At 68.7% G+C, this 15,031-nt stretch carries 12 protein-coding genes; 9 read left to right on the plus strand and 3 right to left on the minus strand.

Annotated elements, in window-relative coordinates:
- Nucleotides 1–102 precede the first annotated feature (102 nt).
- The 3 genes from uvrB (at nt 103) to INP52_RS03395 (ending at nt 3,980) form a co-directional block, all read left to right on the plus strand.
- A complete protein-coding gene (gene uvrB, locus INP52_RS03385; protein WP_194372402.1) occupies nt 103–2,343 on the plus strand; it encodes an excinuclease ABC subunit UvrB in 2,241 nt (746 codons plus the stop codon).
- Nucleotides 2,344–2,377: 34 nt separating this feature from the next.
- Complete coding sequence (locus tag INP52_RS03390) at nt 2,378–3,628, plus strand: DUF2974 domain-containing protein (RefSeq protein WP_194372403.1); 1,251 nt, start codon at nt 2,378–2,380, stop codon at nt 3,626–3,628.
- A 67-nt stretch (nt 3,629–3,695) separates the two neighbouring features.
- On the plus strand, nt 3,696–3,980 hold the full coding sequence (locus tag INP52_RS03395) for a PTS sugar transporter subunit IIB (protein ID WP_194372404.1): 285 nt from the start codon (nt 3,696–3,698) through the stop codon (nt 3,978–3,980).
- Nucleotides 3,981–4,436: 456 nt separating this feature from the next.
- Here INP52_RS03395 and INP52_RS03400 read toward each other — a convergent pair whose 3' ends face one another.
- From INP52_RS03400 to INP52_RS03410, 3 genes are read right to left on the minus strand one after another with little or no spacing between them, the layout of a single operon-like run.
- Nucleotides 4,437–6,104 (minus strand): NAD(P)/FAD-dependent oxidoreductase, encoded by a 1,668-nt coding sequence (locus INP52_RS03400; RefSeq protein WP_194372405.1) that lies wholly within the window; start codon nt 6,102–6,104, stop codon nt 4,437–4,439.
- Nucleotides 6,092–7,327, minus strand: coding sequence for an NAD(P)/FAD-dependent oxidoreductase (locus tag INP52_RS03405; protein WP_194372406.1), 1,236 nt, complete (start codon nt 7,325–7,327; stop codon nt 6,092–6,094). Before INP52_RS03405 ends, INP52_RS03400 begins: the two co-directional genes overlap by 13 nt.
- 3 nt (nt 7,328–7,330) lie before the next feature.
- Nucleotides 7,331–8,206, minus strand: coding sequence for an Mrp/NBP35 family ATP-binding protein (locus INP52_RS03410; protein ID WP_194372407.1), 876 nt, complete (start codon nt 8,204–8,206; stop codon nt 7,331–7,333).
- 128 nt (nt 8,207–8,334) lie between these two features.
- Between INP52_RS03410 and INP52_RS03415 the strand changes: the two genes are divergently transcribed.
- The 6 genes from INP52_RS03415 to ybaK all read left to right on the plus strand — a co-directional run bounded on the left by INP52_RS03415 (nt 8,335) and on the right by ybaK (nt 15,022).
- On the plus strand, nt 8,335–8,730 hold the full coding sequence (locus INP52_RS03415; RefSeq protein ID WP_194372409.1) for a hypothetical protein: 396 nt from the start codon (nt 8,335–8,337) through the stop codon (nt 8,728–8,730).
- A gap of 291 nt (nt 8,731–9,021) precedes the next feature.
- On the plus strand, nt 9,022–9,480 hold the full coding sequence (locus tag INP52_RS03420; protein WP_194372411.1) for a DUF2975 domain-containing protein: 459 nt from the start codon (nt 9,022–9,024) through the stop codon (nt 9,478–9,480).
- Nucleotides 9,481–9,482: 2 nt separating this feature from the next.
- A complete protein-coding gene (locus INP52_RS03425) occupies nt 9,483–9,716 on the plus strand; it encodes a helix-turn-helix domain-containing protein (protein WP_194372413.1) in 234 nt (77 codons plus the stop codon).
- A 4-nt stretch (nt 9,717–9,720) separates the two neighbouring features.
- On the plus strand, nt 9,721–11,280 hold the full coding sequence (locus tag INP52_RS03430) for a DUF4153 domain-containing protein (RefSeq protein WP_194372415.1): 1,560 nt from the start codon (nt 9,721–9,723) through the stop codon (nt 11,278–11,280).
- A gap of 363 nt (nt 11,281–11,643) precedes the next feature.
- A complete protein-coding gene (uvrA, locus tag INP52_RS03435; protein WP_194372417.1) occupies nt 11,644–14,511 on the plus strand; it encodes an excinuclease ABC subunit UvrA in 2,868 nt (955 codons plus the stop codon).
- A 4-nt stretch (nt 14,512–14,515) separates the two neighbouring features.
- Entirely contained in the window at nt 14,516–15,022 is a 507-nt protein-coding gene (gene ybaK / locus INP52_RS03440) for a Cys-tRNA(Pro) deacylase (protein WP_194372419.1), read from the plus strand.
- Nucleotides 15,023–15,031 lie beyond the last annotated feature (9 nt).

The following is a 15,031-nucleotide window of genomic DNA, read 5'->3' on the forward strand; positions in this document are numbered from 1 at the left end:
CGCGCGGGGAAGCCCGTCGGAAACAAGTATAGAACACCTGTTTGGTATCGAGGTCTTGGGGTACACTGTAGGGCACGCACATCGTCGTAGGGAGGAGCGCGCATGCCCGTCGCACACACGACGCCCGAACCGCAGGACCAGGAGCGCTTTGGCGCGGAGCTCGTGCGTTTCGGCGTCGAGCAGGGCACCGAGGCCCTCAGGGTCGTCTCGCCCTTCGAGCCCGCCGGCGACCAGCCCCAGGCCATAGACAAGCTCGTCCACGGCATAGAGGAGGGCCTGCGCTACCAGACGCTCATGGGCGTCACCGGCTCGGGCAAGACCTTCACCATGGCCAAGACCATCGAGCGCCTCAACCGCCCCACGCTCATCATGGAGCCCAACAAGACCCTCGCCGCGCAGGTGGCCTCCGAGATGCGCGAGCTCTTCCCCCAAAACGCCGTGGTCTACTTCGTCTCCTACTACGACTACTACCAGCCTGAGGCCTACGTCCCGCAGACGGACACCTACATCGAGAAGGACTCCTCCATCAACGAGGAGGTGGAGAAGCTGCGCCACCAGGCCACCTCGAGCCTTCTGTCTCGCAGGGACGTCATCGTGGTGGCGTCGGTCAGCTGCATCTATGGCATCGGCAGCCCCCAGGACTACGCGGGGCTGGCCCCCAGCGTGGACAAGAAGGTCCCGCTTGAGCGCGATGAGCTCATCCACAGCCTCATAGAGATCCAGTACGACCGCAATGACTACGACCTCGGCCGGGGCACCTTCCGCGTGCGCGGCGATACCGTGGACGTGTTTCCCCCGTACGCGGAGAACCCGCTGCGCATCTCCTTCTTCGGCGACGAGGTCGAGCTCATCGCCGAGGTGGACTCGCTCACCGGCGAGGTCCTACGCGAGTTCGACGCCATCCCCATCTGGCCGGCCTCGCACTACGTCACGGAGCGCCCCAAGATCACGCACGCAATCCACACCATCAACGAGGAGCTCGAGGCGCGCGTGGCCGAGCTCAAGGCCAACGACATGCCCCTGGAGGCCGAGCGCCTCTCCCAGCGCACGGGCTACGACCTCGAGATGCTCGAGACCATGGGCTACTGCAACGGCATCGAGAACTACTCGCGCCACATGGATGGGCGCAAGCCGGGTGAGCCCCCCTATACGCTCATCGACTACTTCCCCCAGGACATGCTCTGCATCATCGACGAGTCCCACGTCACGGTGCCCCAGATCCGTGGCATGCACGAGGGAGACCGCTCGCGCAAGGTGACCCTCGTCGACCATGGCTTTCGCCTGCCCTCGGCGCTCGACAACCGCCCCCTGCGCTACGACGAGTTCGAGGCGCGCATCCCCCAGTTCATCTACGTCTCGGCCACCCCGGGCGACTACGAGGAGTCCGTCACCCAGCAAGAGGTCGAGCAGATCATCCGCCCCACGGGGCTTCTCGACCCCAAGATCGAGATTCGCCCCGTCGAGGGGCAGATCGACGACCTCATCGACCGCATCAGGGAGCGCACGGCTCGAGGCGAGCGCGTGCTCGTGACCACGCTCACCAAGCGCATGGCCGAGGACCTCACCGACCACCTGCTCGACGCGGGCATCAAGGTCAACTACATGCACTCGGACACGGCCACGCTCGATCGCGTGGACATCATCCGCGACCTGCGCGAGGGCAAGATCGACGTGCTCGTGGGCATCAACCTTCTGCGCGAGGGCCTGGACATCCCCGAGGTCTCCCTCGTGGCCGTCCTGGACGCGGACAAGGAGGGGTTCCTGCGCAACCGCCGCTCCCTCATCCAGACCATGGGGCGCGCGGCCAGAAACGCCCAGGGCGAGGTCATCATGTACGCAGATTCGGTGACCGACTCCATGCGCCTGGCCATGGACGAGACCATGCGCCGCCGCCAGATCCAGGAGGCCTACAACCAGGAGCACGGCATCGTGCCGCGGACCATCAAGAAGTCGATCACGGATGTCGCGTCGTTCATCTCCGACGCCGACCGAACGCTCGAGGGTAAGACGCGCGACCGTCATGGCACCGGGAGCCACGGCGCGTTCGAGAGCCTGTCGGACACCGACGTCGCGGCCGACGCGCGCGAGGTGGCCGTGGAGCTCGCCAAGCTGCCGTCCGACGAGGTGCACCAGGTCATAGACGCCCTCGAGGAGGAGATGGCCGCTGCGTCCGAGAACATGGACTACGAGGCCGCCGCGCGCATCCGCGACCAGCTCGTCGAGCTCAAGACGCAGGTCGAGGGCGGGAGCGCCGAGGAGGTCATCGCGCGGCTCAAGACCGGCGCGCGCAAGGGCAGCGCCCATGCGACGCGTCGGCGCTACAAACCAAGAAAGAAGCACTAGGCGCGCCGCAGGCGCGGGGGAGAGGAGAAGGTTCGTGACAAAGAGGGACAAGAGGACCGAGAAGGACCGGGGCAACCTGCTCGATCATCTCACGCATGGGTTCGGCGACTTTGCCGGCGCCGACTACGAGAGCGCCGACAACCTGTTCGGCTATCTCGCCCACGAGTTCGAGGGATTCGCCGAGCGCCCCCTGACGGACGTGGACAGCCTCGTGCTCTCCTGCCTGTCCTACTATCGCCTGCCCGACGAGGCCCGCGCGGCCCGCACCCACGAGGGGATGCCCCTGCACGAGCTCTTCCGCGCGGATTGGTTCGACCAGATGACGCGGGGCTTCTGGGATCCCGCGGGACTCGTGCGGCTCCTGGCCTGCGCGGTGGCGAGCCCTCGCTTTAGGGACCTTAGGGTCAGCGACTACGTCGAGGACTTCGACGGCGAGTCCGAAAAGCAGTTCGCCGCCGTGACGCTGCGTCTGCCCTCGGGTGACGCCTACGTCTCGTTTCGGGGCACCGACAACACGATCGTGGGCTGGAAGGAGGACTTCAACATGGTCTTCAGGACGGGGGTTCCCTCCCAGTGCGCGGCTCTGGCCTACCTCGAGGAGGTGGGGCCCACCGTGGAGGGGGAGCTCTTCCTCGGAGGCCACTCCAAGGGTGGCAACCTCGCCGTCTACGCGCTGTCTCGATGCTCGGACGAGCTGGCCGCGCACGTCGCGCGCGTCTTCTCGCACGACGGCCCCGGCTTCATGGACGAGGCCTTCGCGGGCACGACGTGGGAGGATCGCGCGCGCCTCGTCTCCAAGACGGTCCCACGCTCCTCGCTCATCGGGATGCTCTTCGAGCACGAGGGGGGCTACACCGTGGTGGGCTCGTCGATGACGGGCATCATGCAGCACGACCCGTTCTCGTGGATCGTGGAGAAGGGCGCCTTCGTGTGCGAGGAAGGCCTCGGCCGCGGCGCGGTCTTCATCGATCGCGGCCTCAACGAGTGGGTCTCGAACATGCCCACGGACCAGCGCGAGGAGGTCGTGAACCTGCTCTTCTCGGTGCTCTACGCGAGCGGGAAGGATACCTTCGCGGACCTCAGCGAGAACTGGCAGACCACGGTTCCCGCGATGCTCGAGAAGCTGGGATCCCTCGAGCCCGAGCAGCGCTCGCGCATCACGGGGGCGCTCTCCCTGCTCGTGCGGGCGCTTCTGCCTGACGTGGACCTCTCCCAGATGCTGTCCCGCTTCTCTCCGGTGGCCGCTCTGGCAGGGAAAGGGGACAATGGGGGCGAGGGCGCGTGAGCGGGGCCGCGTCCGCTGCGTTTTGGGTACAGTAGGGGTTCGACCAATGAACGTACAGGAGGTAACGATGGCAGCGAAGATTGTGGTGGCATGCGGCTCTGGGGTCGCGACGTCCGGGATGGTCGCGACCAAGGTGGAGAAGCTGCTGGCGGCAGAAGGCGTCGAGGCCCAGATCGTGGCCGTTGAGATCGCCGGTCTCGACGAGGCCCTGAAGGATGCGGACGCCTACATCCCCGTGGTCAGGACCGAGACGACCTACGACGTGCCCACTATCAACGGGGTGGCCTTTCTCACGGGCATGAACCAGGAGGAGGAGCTGGCTCGCCTGCTGGAGGTCGTGCGCAACAAGTAGCGGGTCGCATCCACCGTCGCGCTTCGTGCCCCGCCCTCTGGTTCTCGATTGCGGGTCCCCGCCCCCCATCTCCTACGATGGGGGCAAGTTCTTGATATGAAGGTCGTGACCCGCATTCCGCGCCAAACGTTTTGCCTGTTGGCGGGTGGTGGGGAGGGTTCTTTTGCCTCTTGGGCATCAAGGTGTCTCCCCAATTCCGCGTAGCGGTGCCGAGGCGATGAGAGAGCCCCCAACAATCGCCCGCTATTTATGTACGTCTGGATTCTACATAAATAGGAAAATCAATTGCAAATGCGCAGGTCGCCGAGAAGAGAAGGCTGCGTGCCATTTTTTATGTACGACTCGGCTCATACATAAAAAATGGCCGCATGGCAGGAGGGGGACGGGACCGCCGAGGGTCGGAAGCCGAGAAGACCCAAAGCCAGGAGTCAACAGCCGAGAAGAACGTCCGCCCTCCTACCGCGCGAGGCTCTCTACGATCTTCTCGGCACATAGGATGCCGTCGGTGGCGGCGCTCATGATCCCGCCCGCGTAGCCCGCGCCCTCGCCCACGGGCCACAGCCCGGCCGTGGCGACGCTCTGGCCGTCCTCGCCGCGCGTCACGCGCGCCGGCGAGCTCGAGCGCGTCTCCACTCCGGTGAGCACGGCGTCTGCCGCGTCGAAGCCGCGCAGGTGGTGGGCCATCTGCGGAATCGCCGCGCGCAGGGTATTGCTCACGTAGTCCGGCAGGCACCCGTCGACGGCGCCCCACGAGACGCCCCTGGGATAGGTGGGCTCCACGCGCCCTGCCGCGCTTGAGGCCACGCCCTGCAGGAAGTCGCCCACGAGCTGGGCGGGGGCCACGTAGGCGCCGCCGCCGGCCGCAAAGGCCGCGCGCTCGCAGCGCCGCTGCAGCTCGATTCCCGCAAGCGGGTCGTCTCCCGGCAGGTCGGTGGGGAACACGTTGGCCAGAAGGCCCGCGTTGGCGTTGGCGCCGTCGCGCCCGAAGAGGCTCATGCCGTTCGTACAGACGCCGCCGACCTCGCTGGCGGCACTGACTACGTAGCCGCCGGGGCACATGCAAAACGAGAACGCGCTGCGTCCCGAGTCCAGGTGACAGGAGAGCTTGTAGGGGGCCGCCCCCAGGACGGGGCTCCCGGCTGCGGGGCCCCACAGGGCGCGGTCGATTGCGGCCTGGGAGTGCTCGATGCGCACGCCCATCGCAAAGGTCTTGCGCTCCAGGGCCACCCTGCGGTCGCGCAGGAGCTCGAAGACGTCGCGCGCGGAGTGGCCGCAGGCCAGGACCGCGCAGTCAGTCTCCACGCGCTCCTCGCGCACGCACCCGCCCGCGTCCTCCTGCGCGAGCGTCACCGCGCGCAGGCGACCCCCCGAGACGTCCAGGTCGACCATGCGGCAGCGGCAGCGCACCTCTCCGCCCGCCGCCTCGATCTGACGCACGAGGTCGTCCACCACGCGCGGCAGCACGTCGGAGCCTATGTGGGGCTTGGCGTCCCAGAGGATCTCGCACGGGGCGCCCGCGTCCACGAAGGTCTCCAGGATGAGCCGGTGGGCGGGGCTCCTGGTGCCGGTCTGGAGCTTGCCGTCCGAGAAGGTCCCCGCGCCGCCCACGCCGAACTGGATGTTGCTCTCCACGTCGAGCGCGCCGGTTCGGTTGTGCTGCCCCACGACCTCCGCGCGTCGGGCCGCGTCGTCGCCGCGCTCCACGAGCAGGGGCGCCAGACCCGCGCGGGCGAGCGAGAGGGCGCAGAAGAGTCCGGCGCACCCGGCCCCCACCACGACGGGCCGCGTCGCAACCGCGCGGGCCACGGGGGCGGGAAAGTCGAAGGCCTTCTCGTCCTCGTCCACCAGGCTGACGCCGCGGTCGGCCTTTGCGCGCGCGAGTCTGCCCAGGAGGTCTCGCTCGTGCGCCTTACCGCCCACGAGCCCCGCGCGTAGCGTGAAGGTGAGGTGGACGCTGCCGCGCTTGCGGGCGTCGATCGAGCGCCGGCGTCTCTCCACGCCCGCAAGCTCGTCTGCTCCCACGCGCAGGCGCTTGGCCAGGGCGCGCTTGCACGCTGACCGCTCGTGCTTGTCGGTTCCGTCGAGCTCGGAGAGGGCAACGCGGACTCCGGTCACCTCGAGCATGGGCCTTCCTTTCCTTGGGCGCGTGCGGCCGCCCCGCTGCCGGCGACCAGGCCGCTCTTCCAGGCCCAGGCCAGGTTGAACCCGCCGCAGGCTCCGTCGACGTTCAGGGACTCGCCGCAGGCGAAGAGCCCCGGTGCCTTGTGGCCCTCGAGCGTGGTCGCATCAAACTGGCTGACGAGAAGCCCGCCGCGCGTGAGCTGGGCGCGCTCGGGTCCGGCCGGGCCGCGTACAACAAAACGCAGGTCGCGGGCTCGCTCGAGCTGCTCGGACGGTGCGGCTCCCAGGGCGGCAGCGATTCTGGGGTCGAGCAGGCCGGACGTGCCTCCGGCCCGCTCCACGAGCTCGCGTGCTCGGGTGGCGTCCAGTCCGCAGGTGAGGTCGAGCGAGACGACGTCGCCGGGACGAGCCGCGCGCGAGAGGTCGAAGGTCACGATGCCCGAGATCCCGTAGGCGCGAAAGAGGACCTCGCCCCTCTCGCGGGCCAGAACGCGACCGTCGCGCAGGAGCCGGGCGACCACGTGGGCGCGCCGGCCGTCGAGGGCGGCCAGATTGGCGTTCCCGATCGCGTCACACGCAAGCGAGCAGAGCACGGGCTCGTAAGGCGCCCGCTCCAGGCCGAGCTCGTCTGCGAGCGAGGGGCCGCCGCCGCAGGCGAGCACGACCGCGCGGGCATCGAGCGTACCCGTCGCAAATCCAGCGGAGGCGTCGCGCCAGCTCACGCGCCAGGCGCTCCCATCGTCGCCCTTCTCCAGCCCCGTGACCTCGCGCGCGCAGGCGAGCGTGGCCCCCGCATGCCGCGCGCGGCCGACAAGCACGTCGCGCACGGAGGTGGCCTGCCGCGAGAGGGGGTAGAGCCGCTCGTCCTCCTGTGCCCAGGCCAGCCCGCAGCCCCTGAAGAACGCGAGCACGTCCTCGCCAAAGTGCTCGCCGCAGACGGCCTTTACGAACGCGGGGTCGTTGTAGCGCTCCGGCGAGAGCTCCGCGTTGGAGAAGTTGCAGCGCCCGTTGCCGGTGGCCAGGATCGTGCGGCCGCACTCCAAGTCGCGCTCGAGCGCCACGACCGAGGCGCCGGCCTCGGCGGCCGCGATCGCGGCAGCGAGGCCGGCCGCCCCGGCGCCCAGCACGGCAACGTCATAGCGGGCGTCCACGGCCACGGCCAGAGCCGTGTCGAGCGCTTGCTCGCGCAGCCGCGAGCGCGACGTTCCTCTCGCCCGTGCGCCCACGCGCTACGCGAGGTCCGTGCCGAGGGCGTCGTAGAACTCGGCTACGCGCACGACCGCGTCCACGGCGTCCGGGAGAAGGTCGCGGGGCAGATCGCGCTCGAGGGTGCCCGCGTCGCAGGCGGCGGACAGAGCGGGGTCGATGGGTAGCTGGCCCAGGGCCTCCACCTCGAAGGCCTCGGCGGTCTGGGCCAGGCGGCTCGGACCGTAGGGCTCGATCCTCGCGCCGCAGTCCGGGCAGGTGACGTAGGCCATGTTCTCGACGAGGCCCACGACCGGCATCTTCATCATGTTCGCCATGTTCACGGCCTTGCCCACGACCATCTGCACGAGGTCCTGCGGGGAGCTCACGATGACGACGCCCTCCACGGGCAGCGACTGGAAGACGGTGAGCGCCACGTCGCCGGTTCCCGGGGGCATGTCAATGAGCAGGTAGTCGAGCTCGCCCCAGGCGCAGTCGCCCCAGAACTGCTTGATCGCGCCGGCCACGACGGGCCCGCGCCAGAGCACCGGGTCGCTCTCGTGCTCGAGCACGAGGTTGGCGCTCATGATCTTGAGGCCGCCGGCGGTCAGGTTGGGCAGCAGCAGCTCGCCCATGGCGCGCGCGTGCTCGCCGGACAGGCCGAACATCTTGGGTATGGAGGGGCCGGTGATGTCGGCGTCGAGGATGCCCACCTTGGCCCCGCGACGGGCGAGCTCGACGGCGAGGAGGCCGCAGACGAGAGACTTGCCCACGCCGCCCTTGCCCGACACGACGCCTATGACGTGATGCACGTTCGACTTGGAGTTCTGAGGCTCCTTCACCGGCGCGCTCGGCTGCTTGGGCCCGTGCAGCGCCTCGTCGACCTCCTGGCGCAGCTTCTCCTGCTCTTGCTCGTCCATGACCGTCCTCTCGTTGACGCCTGGTGGCGTGAGTGTGTGACGGCCCAATTCTACCCGAGCACACAGGGAGGAGTCGGGCATACTTGTCCGAGGCCCCACAGGACCCCTTCGACGAGAGGAGGGCCACCATGGCTCAGCTCGATATTCGCACGATGCGCGCGGAGGACCTCGACGAGAAGGTCGACGTGCACGTGCAGACCTGGTTCGAGACGTACGAGGGGCTCGTCCCCGACGCGTGGAGCCGCGAGAACGTCACGTCGGAGAAGATGCGCGCCTTTCAGCTCCGACGCGGGTTCGAGCGCACCTTCGTGGCCTGCCTGGACGATAAGATCGTGGGCTTCGCGAGCTTCGAGCCCGAGGCGCGCGCCTTCGTGGGGAGGCCGGGCGTCTACATGCTCGTCTCCGACGATGCCACGACGCTGCACGACTACCATCGGGCGAAATGCGCTGCCGCAGGACCTGGTACCGCTCGCTTGCTGGAGCGGCCTGGGCACGCTCATGATGAGCGCATGACCGCGAGCTGAGGCCCTCGCAGCAAAAGAGGGTACGTGCGCTTTCCCTCAGGGTACGTACGAAGTTGCAATTTTTAAAGTTGTAGCGCAAGAAGAATCCGCAGGTAGAGCGCTTGCTGATAAACGCATCAATCTAGAAAGTTCGTACGTACCGTGAGGGAGGGGTGTACGTACCCTCGAGGGGGGCTACGCCGAACGGCTAGGGAAGTCGGTCAGCTATGGACATATCGAAAAACAATACGATACATATTGAAAAACGATAAAAGAGCGGTATCCTAAGGTCACCCGACCCAAGGAGCCCCCATGTCTCATCGTGCGCTGTCCTGGATGCTCAAGCTCTTAGACGTCTGCTCGGTCGCCGGCTGCCTCGTGGTGACCGCGGGCGTGATGCCCGCTGCGGAGGCGGCCGGCGAGCTGCCGCAGGGCTCCGTCGTCCTGTTCGCCTGCGGCGTGGCGCCTCTGATGGTGGTGGCCGCGGCGGCGTGGGCGCTCTTCTCGGCGATTGGACGGGGAGAGACGTTCGTGGTCGCGAACGCCCGGCGCTTGCGCGTCATGGGCGTTGCCGCGGCCGCGTCGGCCGTGGTGTGGGTCGTGGGCCTCGCGCTCGTTGCGCTCGGGGCCGTCAAGGCGAGCTTCTCCGTCGTGGCGTCGCTCTCCGTCGCCCTCGTGTTCTGTGTGGCCCTCGCGACGGTTGCCGCCGCGCTGTCCCTGCTCACCGACAGCGCGGCCGACCTCAAGTCCGACAACGACCTGGTGGTGTAGGAATGGGCGCGATCGTCGTCAGCCTTGACGCCGTCCTCGCCGAGAGGCGCATGACGCTCACCGAGCTCTCGGAGCGCGTGGGGGTCACGGTGGCCAACCTGTCCATCCTCAAGACCGGCAAGGCACGGGCCGTGCGCTTCTCCACCCTTGCCGCCATCTGCCGGGAGCTCGACTGCCAGCCGGCCGACCTCCTGCGCTACGCGCCCGACGAAGACGAGCTGTCAGAAGGGGAGTAGGCACATGTCACATTCGATCTCGAACGGGGGACGCCCGGCGCCCCCCTGGTACGACCCTGCCGATTTTTCGGCCCAAAAGAGAGCGGGCGGAGCGACGGAGAAGACCCCCGCTCCGCTGCCAACGCGAAGCGCGACCGCACCTACGAGGCAGGACGTCGCGGTCCTGGCCTGCTCCGTCCTCCTGGCCCTGTTCTGGTGCGCGGCCGTCTCGCCGTTTGCCCTCTCGGCGCTGTTCGGCCTTGCGGGCGGGGCCGCCCTCTGCGCAGGCGTCCTGGGGTTTCTGGGGTGCGCCCTCGCGCTCGCGGCGCGGCGGGCGCGCTGGACGCGCTGGTCTCGCGCACTCGTCGCCCTGACGCTCGGGCTCGCCTGCGTGCCGGCGCTTACGGCGGACGAGTGGGTGCGCGCGCTCAACGCCCCCGTGCTCGCGCTCTCCTGCATGCTCACCTACCTGCTGCTGAGCGGACATCCCGAGGGTGAGGTGCTCGGCGCGTCCGGCCCCGTGCGTGGGGTCGCCGCGTTCGTGCGCGCGCAGTTCGCGCATTGGGGAGACCTTGCAAAAGTCGTGTCCGCGCGGGGAAGGGGAGGCTGGCGCGCGATCGGCAGCGTCGTCGTGGGGGCCCTGTGCGCCCTGGTCGTGCTCGCCTGGGCGCTGCCTCTTCTGGCCTCGGCTGACGCCGCCTTCGGGGCCCTCGTCGGTGACGCGCTCGACGTCCTTCTGGGTGCCGACGCGACGGGGCGCGTCATGGACGTCTGCCGCTTCGCCATCGTCCTGCCGATGTGCTTCTCGCTGCTCTTCGGGGTCCTGCACGCGCAACCGCGTCCGGCGGAGGCTGGCGCGACGTGGCGGGGACCTCGGGCGTCCGTGGCGTCCGTGGGAACGATGCTAGTCCTTCTCGATGCGGTCTACCTGGCTTTTGTTGTCGTGCAGTCCTCGTATCTCTTCGGGGGCCCGGGAGCGCTCGGGCTCGTCGGAGGCTACGCGGCGTACGCCCGCTCGGGCTTCTTCGAGCTCGTGGGCGTGGCCGCGCTAAACCTCGCCGTGGTGCTCATCTGCATCTGGTTGCGCGCGGATGCGACGCGCTCACGGGTGATCTGCACCCTCGAGCTCGCGCTCGTGGGGTCGACGGCGGTCATGCTCGTCTCGGCCGCGTGGCGCATGGGCCTCTACGTGGGGGAGTACGGTCTCACCCGTCTGCGCCTGCTCACGATCTGGGGCATGGTGGCCATCGCGTTTCTGCTCGCGCTCGCGGTCGCCAAGGCGCTCCGGCCGCGGACGCGCCTGTTCCGCGCGGCGCTCGTGGGGGTGCTCGGCCTCTGGCTCGCCTTTGCGCTCGTGGGTCCCGACGCCCTGATCGCTCAGGTCAACGTATACGGCTACCTCTCGGGTTCCATCGAGCGGGTGGACGTGGACTACCTGGGGGGTCTGTCCGCAGACGCCGTGGGTCCGATCGCGCGCCTCGCTTGCGAGGCGCGCGATCCGAACGTGGCCGCCGGGGCGGCGCAGGCGCGCATGAACGTTGCGTCCGCGGCGCGACTCCAGCCCTGGCAGACTCGGGGTCTCTAGGGCCGCGTCCCGGCTGGTGCCGCGCGTCGCACGCACGACTCGCTCACGAACGCGGCGCCGGGGCACGATTTCTCGCTGCACGCGCAGGAGTCGAGGGCCGTGGCAGCCGGAGGAGGGGCCCAACGTGCCACGGCCCGGGATTCATGAGCGCTGGGGGCGTCGAGAAGCGTCAGAGGTGTCGGGGACCACCGAGAAGTGCCGGGACCGCCGGGGACGCGCCGAGAAGCCTCCTCTTGCCGCCCCGCAACAAACCCGTACACGTGTTTGCACCTTCCGTGAACCGCCCGCCGTTCGCCTACCAATCGCTACCGCTTGGCTACACTAGAGAGTGGTGAAAATCGTTCAGGTCAGACGGAGGAGCACATGGCTCAAAACGCAATCGCCATCCGCGGCGCGCGCGAGCACAACCTGCAGGACATAGACGTCGACATCCCGCGCGACAAGCTCGTCGTGATCACGGGGCTCTCGGGCTCGGGCAAGTCGAGCCTCGCGTTCGACACCATCTACGCGGAGGGGCAGCGTCGCTACGTGGAGAGCCTCTCGAGCTACGCGCGCCAGTTCCTGGGCCAGATGGATAAGCCGGACCTGGACTCCATCGACGGCCTCTCGCCGGCGGTCTCGATCGACCAGAAGACCACGTCGAGAAACCCCCGCTCCACGGTGGGCACCGTGACGGAGATCTACGACTACCTGCGCCTGCTTTACGCCCGCGTCGGCGTGCCTCACTGTCCCGAGTGCGGGCGCGTCATCGAGCGCCAGACCACCGACCAGGTGGCCGACAAGGTCCTCGCCGCGGGCCAGGGCCGGCGCGCCCTCGTGCTCGCCCCCGTGGTCCTGGGGCGCAAGGGCGAGTACGCCAAGCTCTTCGAGGACCTCAGGCACGAGGGCTTCTCGCGCGTCCGCGTGGACGGCGAGGTGCGCGACCTCGACGAGGACATCAAGCTCGAGAAGAAGCTCAAGCACACGGTCGAGGTCGTCGTGGACCGCATCGTGATCCGCGAGAACTCCCTCGGCCGCATCGTCGAGGGCGTCGAGCAGGCCACCAAGCTCGCCCAGGGCAAGGTGGGCTTCTGGCTCCTGCCCGACCGCGACGACCCCGAGCGGATGCCCGGCGAGCTGCTCCAGTACTCGCTCGCGTTGGCCTGCCCCGTCCACGGCCACTCGATCGACGACCTCCAGCCGCGCGACTTCTCGTTCAACGCCCCCTACGGTGCCTGCCCGGACTGCGACGGCCTGGGCTTTCGCAAGGTCGTGGACGCCGAGGCCCTCATCGAGGACCCGACGCTCTCCGTGGCCGACGGCGTCTTCGGGAGCCTCTTCGGCCACTCCAACTACTACCCGCAGATCCTCTCGGCCGTCTGCGCCCACCTGGGAGTCTCCGACCAGACGCCGTGGAAGGACCTGCCCAAGAGGGCCCAGACCACCCTGCTCGACGGCCTGGGCGCCACCAAGATCCGCGTGGACTACGTCACGCGCGACGGGCGCAACACCCACTGGCTCACCACGTTCTCGGGCGTGCGCAAGATCCTCTTCGACAAGTACCAGGAGACCACGTCGGAGACCATGCGCACCCACCTGGAGAAGTACATCCGCGAGGTCCCGTGCTCGACCTGCCACGGGGCGCGCCTCAAGCCCGAGATCCTGGCCGTCACGGTGGCCAAGAAGAACATCTGGGAGGTCTGCGAGCTCTCGTGCCGCGACTGCCTGGCGTTCTTCGAGGCCCTCGAGCTCACCGACCGCCAGCGCTTCATCGCCGGCCCCGTGGTCAAGGAGATCGTGGCCCGGCTGCGATTCATGGTCAACGTGGGCCTGGACTATCTCACCCTCTCGCGCGCCGCGGCCACGCTGTCCGGCGGCGAGGCCCAGCGCATCCGCCTGGCCACCCAGATCGGCGCCGGGCTCATGGGCGTGCTCTACATCCTGGACGAGCCCTCGATCGGCCTGCACCAGCGCGACAACAACCGCCTGATAGACACCCTCAAGCACCTGCGCGACCAGGGCAACACCGTCATCGTGGTCGAGCACGACGAGGACACCATCCGCGCGGCCGACTACGTGATCGACATGGGCCCGGGCGCCGGCGAGCTCGGCGGCAAGGTGGTCGCCGCGGGCACGCCCGCCCAGATCGCCGCCGACCCGGACTCTCTCACGGGTGCCTACCTCACGGGCCGCCGCCAGATTGCGCTGCCCGCCAAAAGGCGTCGCCCCCGGCGCGGGTGCGTCAAGGTCACGGGCGCCACGGCCAACAACCTCAAGGGCGTGACGGCCAAGGTCGAGCTGGGGACCCTCACGGTGGTCACGGGCGTCTCGGGATCGGGCAAGAGCTCGCTCGTCACGGACACACTGGCCCCGGCGCTCACCAACGCGGTGCACCGCTCCAAGCGCCTCGTGGGCCCGTACAAGAAGCTGGAGGGCGTTGACCTCATCGACAAGGTCATAGACATCGACCAGTCCCCGATCGGCCGCACGCCGCGCTCCAACCCGGCCACCTACATCGGCCTGTGGGACGACCTGCGGGCCCTGTTCGCCTCACTTCCCGAGAGCCGTGCGCGCGGCTACTCGCCGGGGCGCTTCTCCTTCAACGTGGCCGGCGGGCGCTGCGAGGCGTGCAAGGGCGACGGCCAGATTAAGATCGAGATGAACTTCCTGCCGGACGTCTACGTCCCGTGCGAGGTCTGCCACGGCAAGCGCTACAACCGAGAGACGCTCGAGGTGCTCTACCACGGCAAGTCCATCTCGGATGTGCTCGACATGACGGTGCGCGAGGCGCTGGCCTTCTTCACCAACATCCCGCGCATCAAGAACAAGCTGCAGACCCTCTACGACGTGGGCCTGGGCTACATCCACCTGGGCCAGCCGGCCACCACGCTGTCCGGCGGCGAGGCCCAGCGCGTGAAGCTCGCCAAGGAGCTGCACCGCCAGCAGACGGGCAAGACCTTCTACATCCTGGACGAGCCCACGACGGGCCTGCACTTCGAGGACGTCCGCCAGCTCGTGGACGTTCTCGAGAAGCTCGTGGACGCGGGCAACACGGTCCTGGTGATCGAGCACAACCTCGACGTCATCAAGATGGCCGACCGCATCTTGGACATGGGCCCGGAGGGCGGCGACGGCGGCGGCACGGTGGTGGCCTACGGGACGCCCGAGAAGGTCGCCCAGGTGCCGCAGAGCTACACGGGCCAGTTCCTGGCGCAGATCCTCGAGCGCGACCGGGCGCGGCAGGCGAGCTAGTCCGATGGCGCGCCGAGAGAAGCTGCAGAAGACCAACGCCATGCGCGAGCTCGAGGCCGCCGGGGTGGACTTCTCGTTCGAGACCTACGAGGCCGACGAGGGCGACGACTCGAGCGAGCTCGGCCTGCGCGTGGCCCAGGCGCTCGGCGAGGACCCCGCGTCCTCGTTCAAGACGCTCGTCTGCGTGGCGCCGGAAGCGGGCCACGTGGTCTGCTGCATCCCGGTGGCCGACGAGCTCGACCTCAAGAAGGCGGCTGTGGCGGCGGGCGAGAAGTCCCTCTCGCTCATGCACGTGCGCGACCTCGAGCCCACGACGGGCTACGTGCGTGGGGGCTGCTCGCCGGTGGGCATGAGGAAGCGCTTTCCCACGCTCATAGACGAGACGGCCCAGCTCTTCGACTTGATTCACGTCTCGGGGGGCCGACGGGGGCTCTCGCTCGCGCTCGACCCCGCCGACCTCGCTGCCTTCTGCGGTGCCTCCTTCTCCGACCTCGTGCGCGACGGGCGCTGAGAAGGTTGC

This window comes from Thermophilibacter immobilis (genome assembly GCF_015277515.1).
Classification (GTDB): Bacteria; Actinomycetota; Coriobacteriia; order Coriobacteriales; family Atopobiaceae; genus Thermophilibacter; species Thermophilibacter immobilis.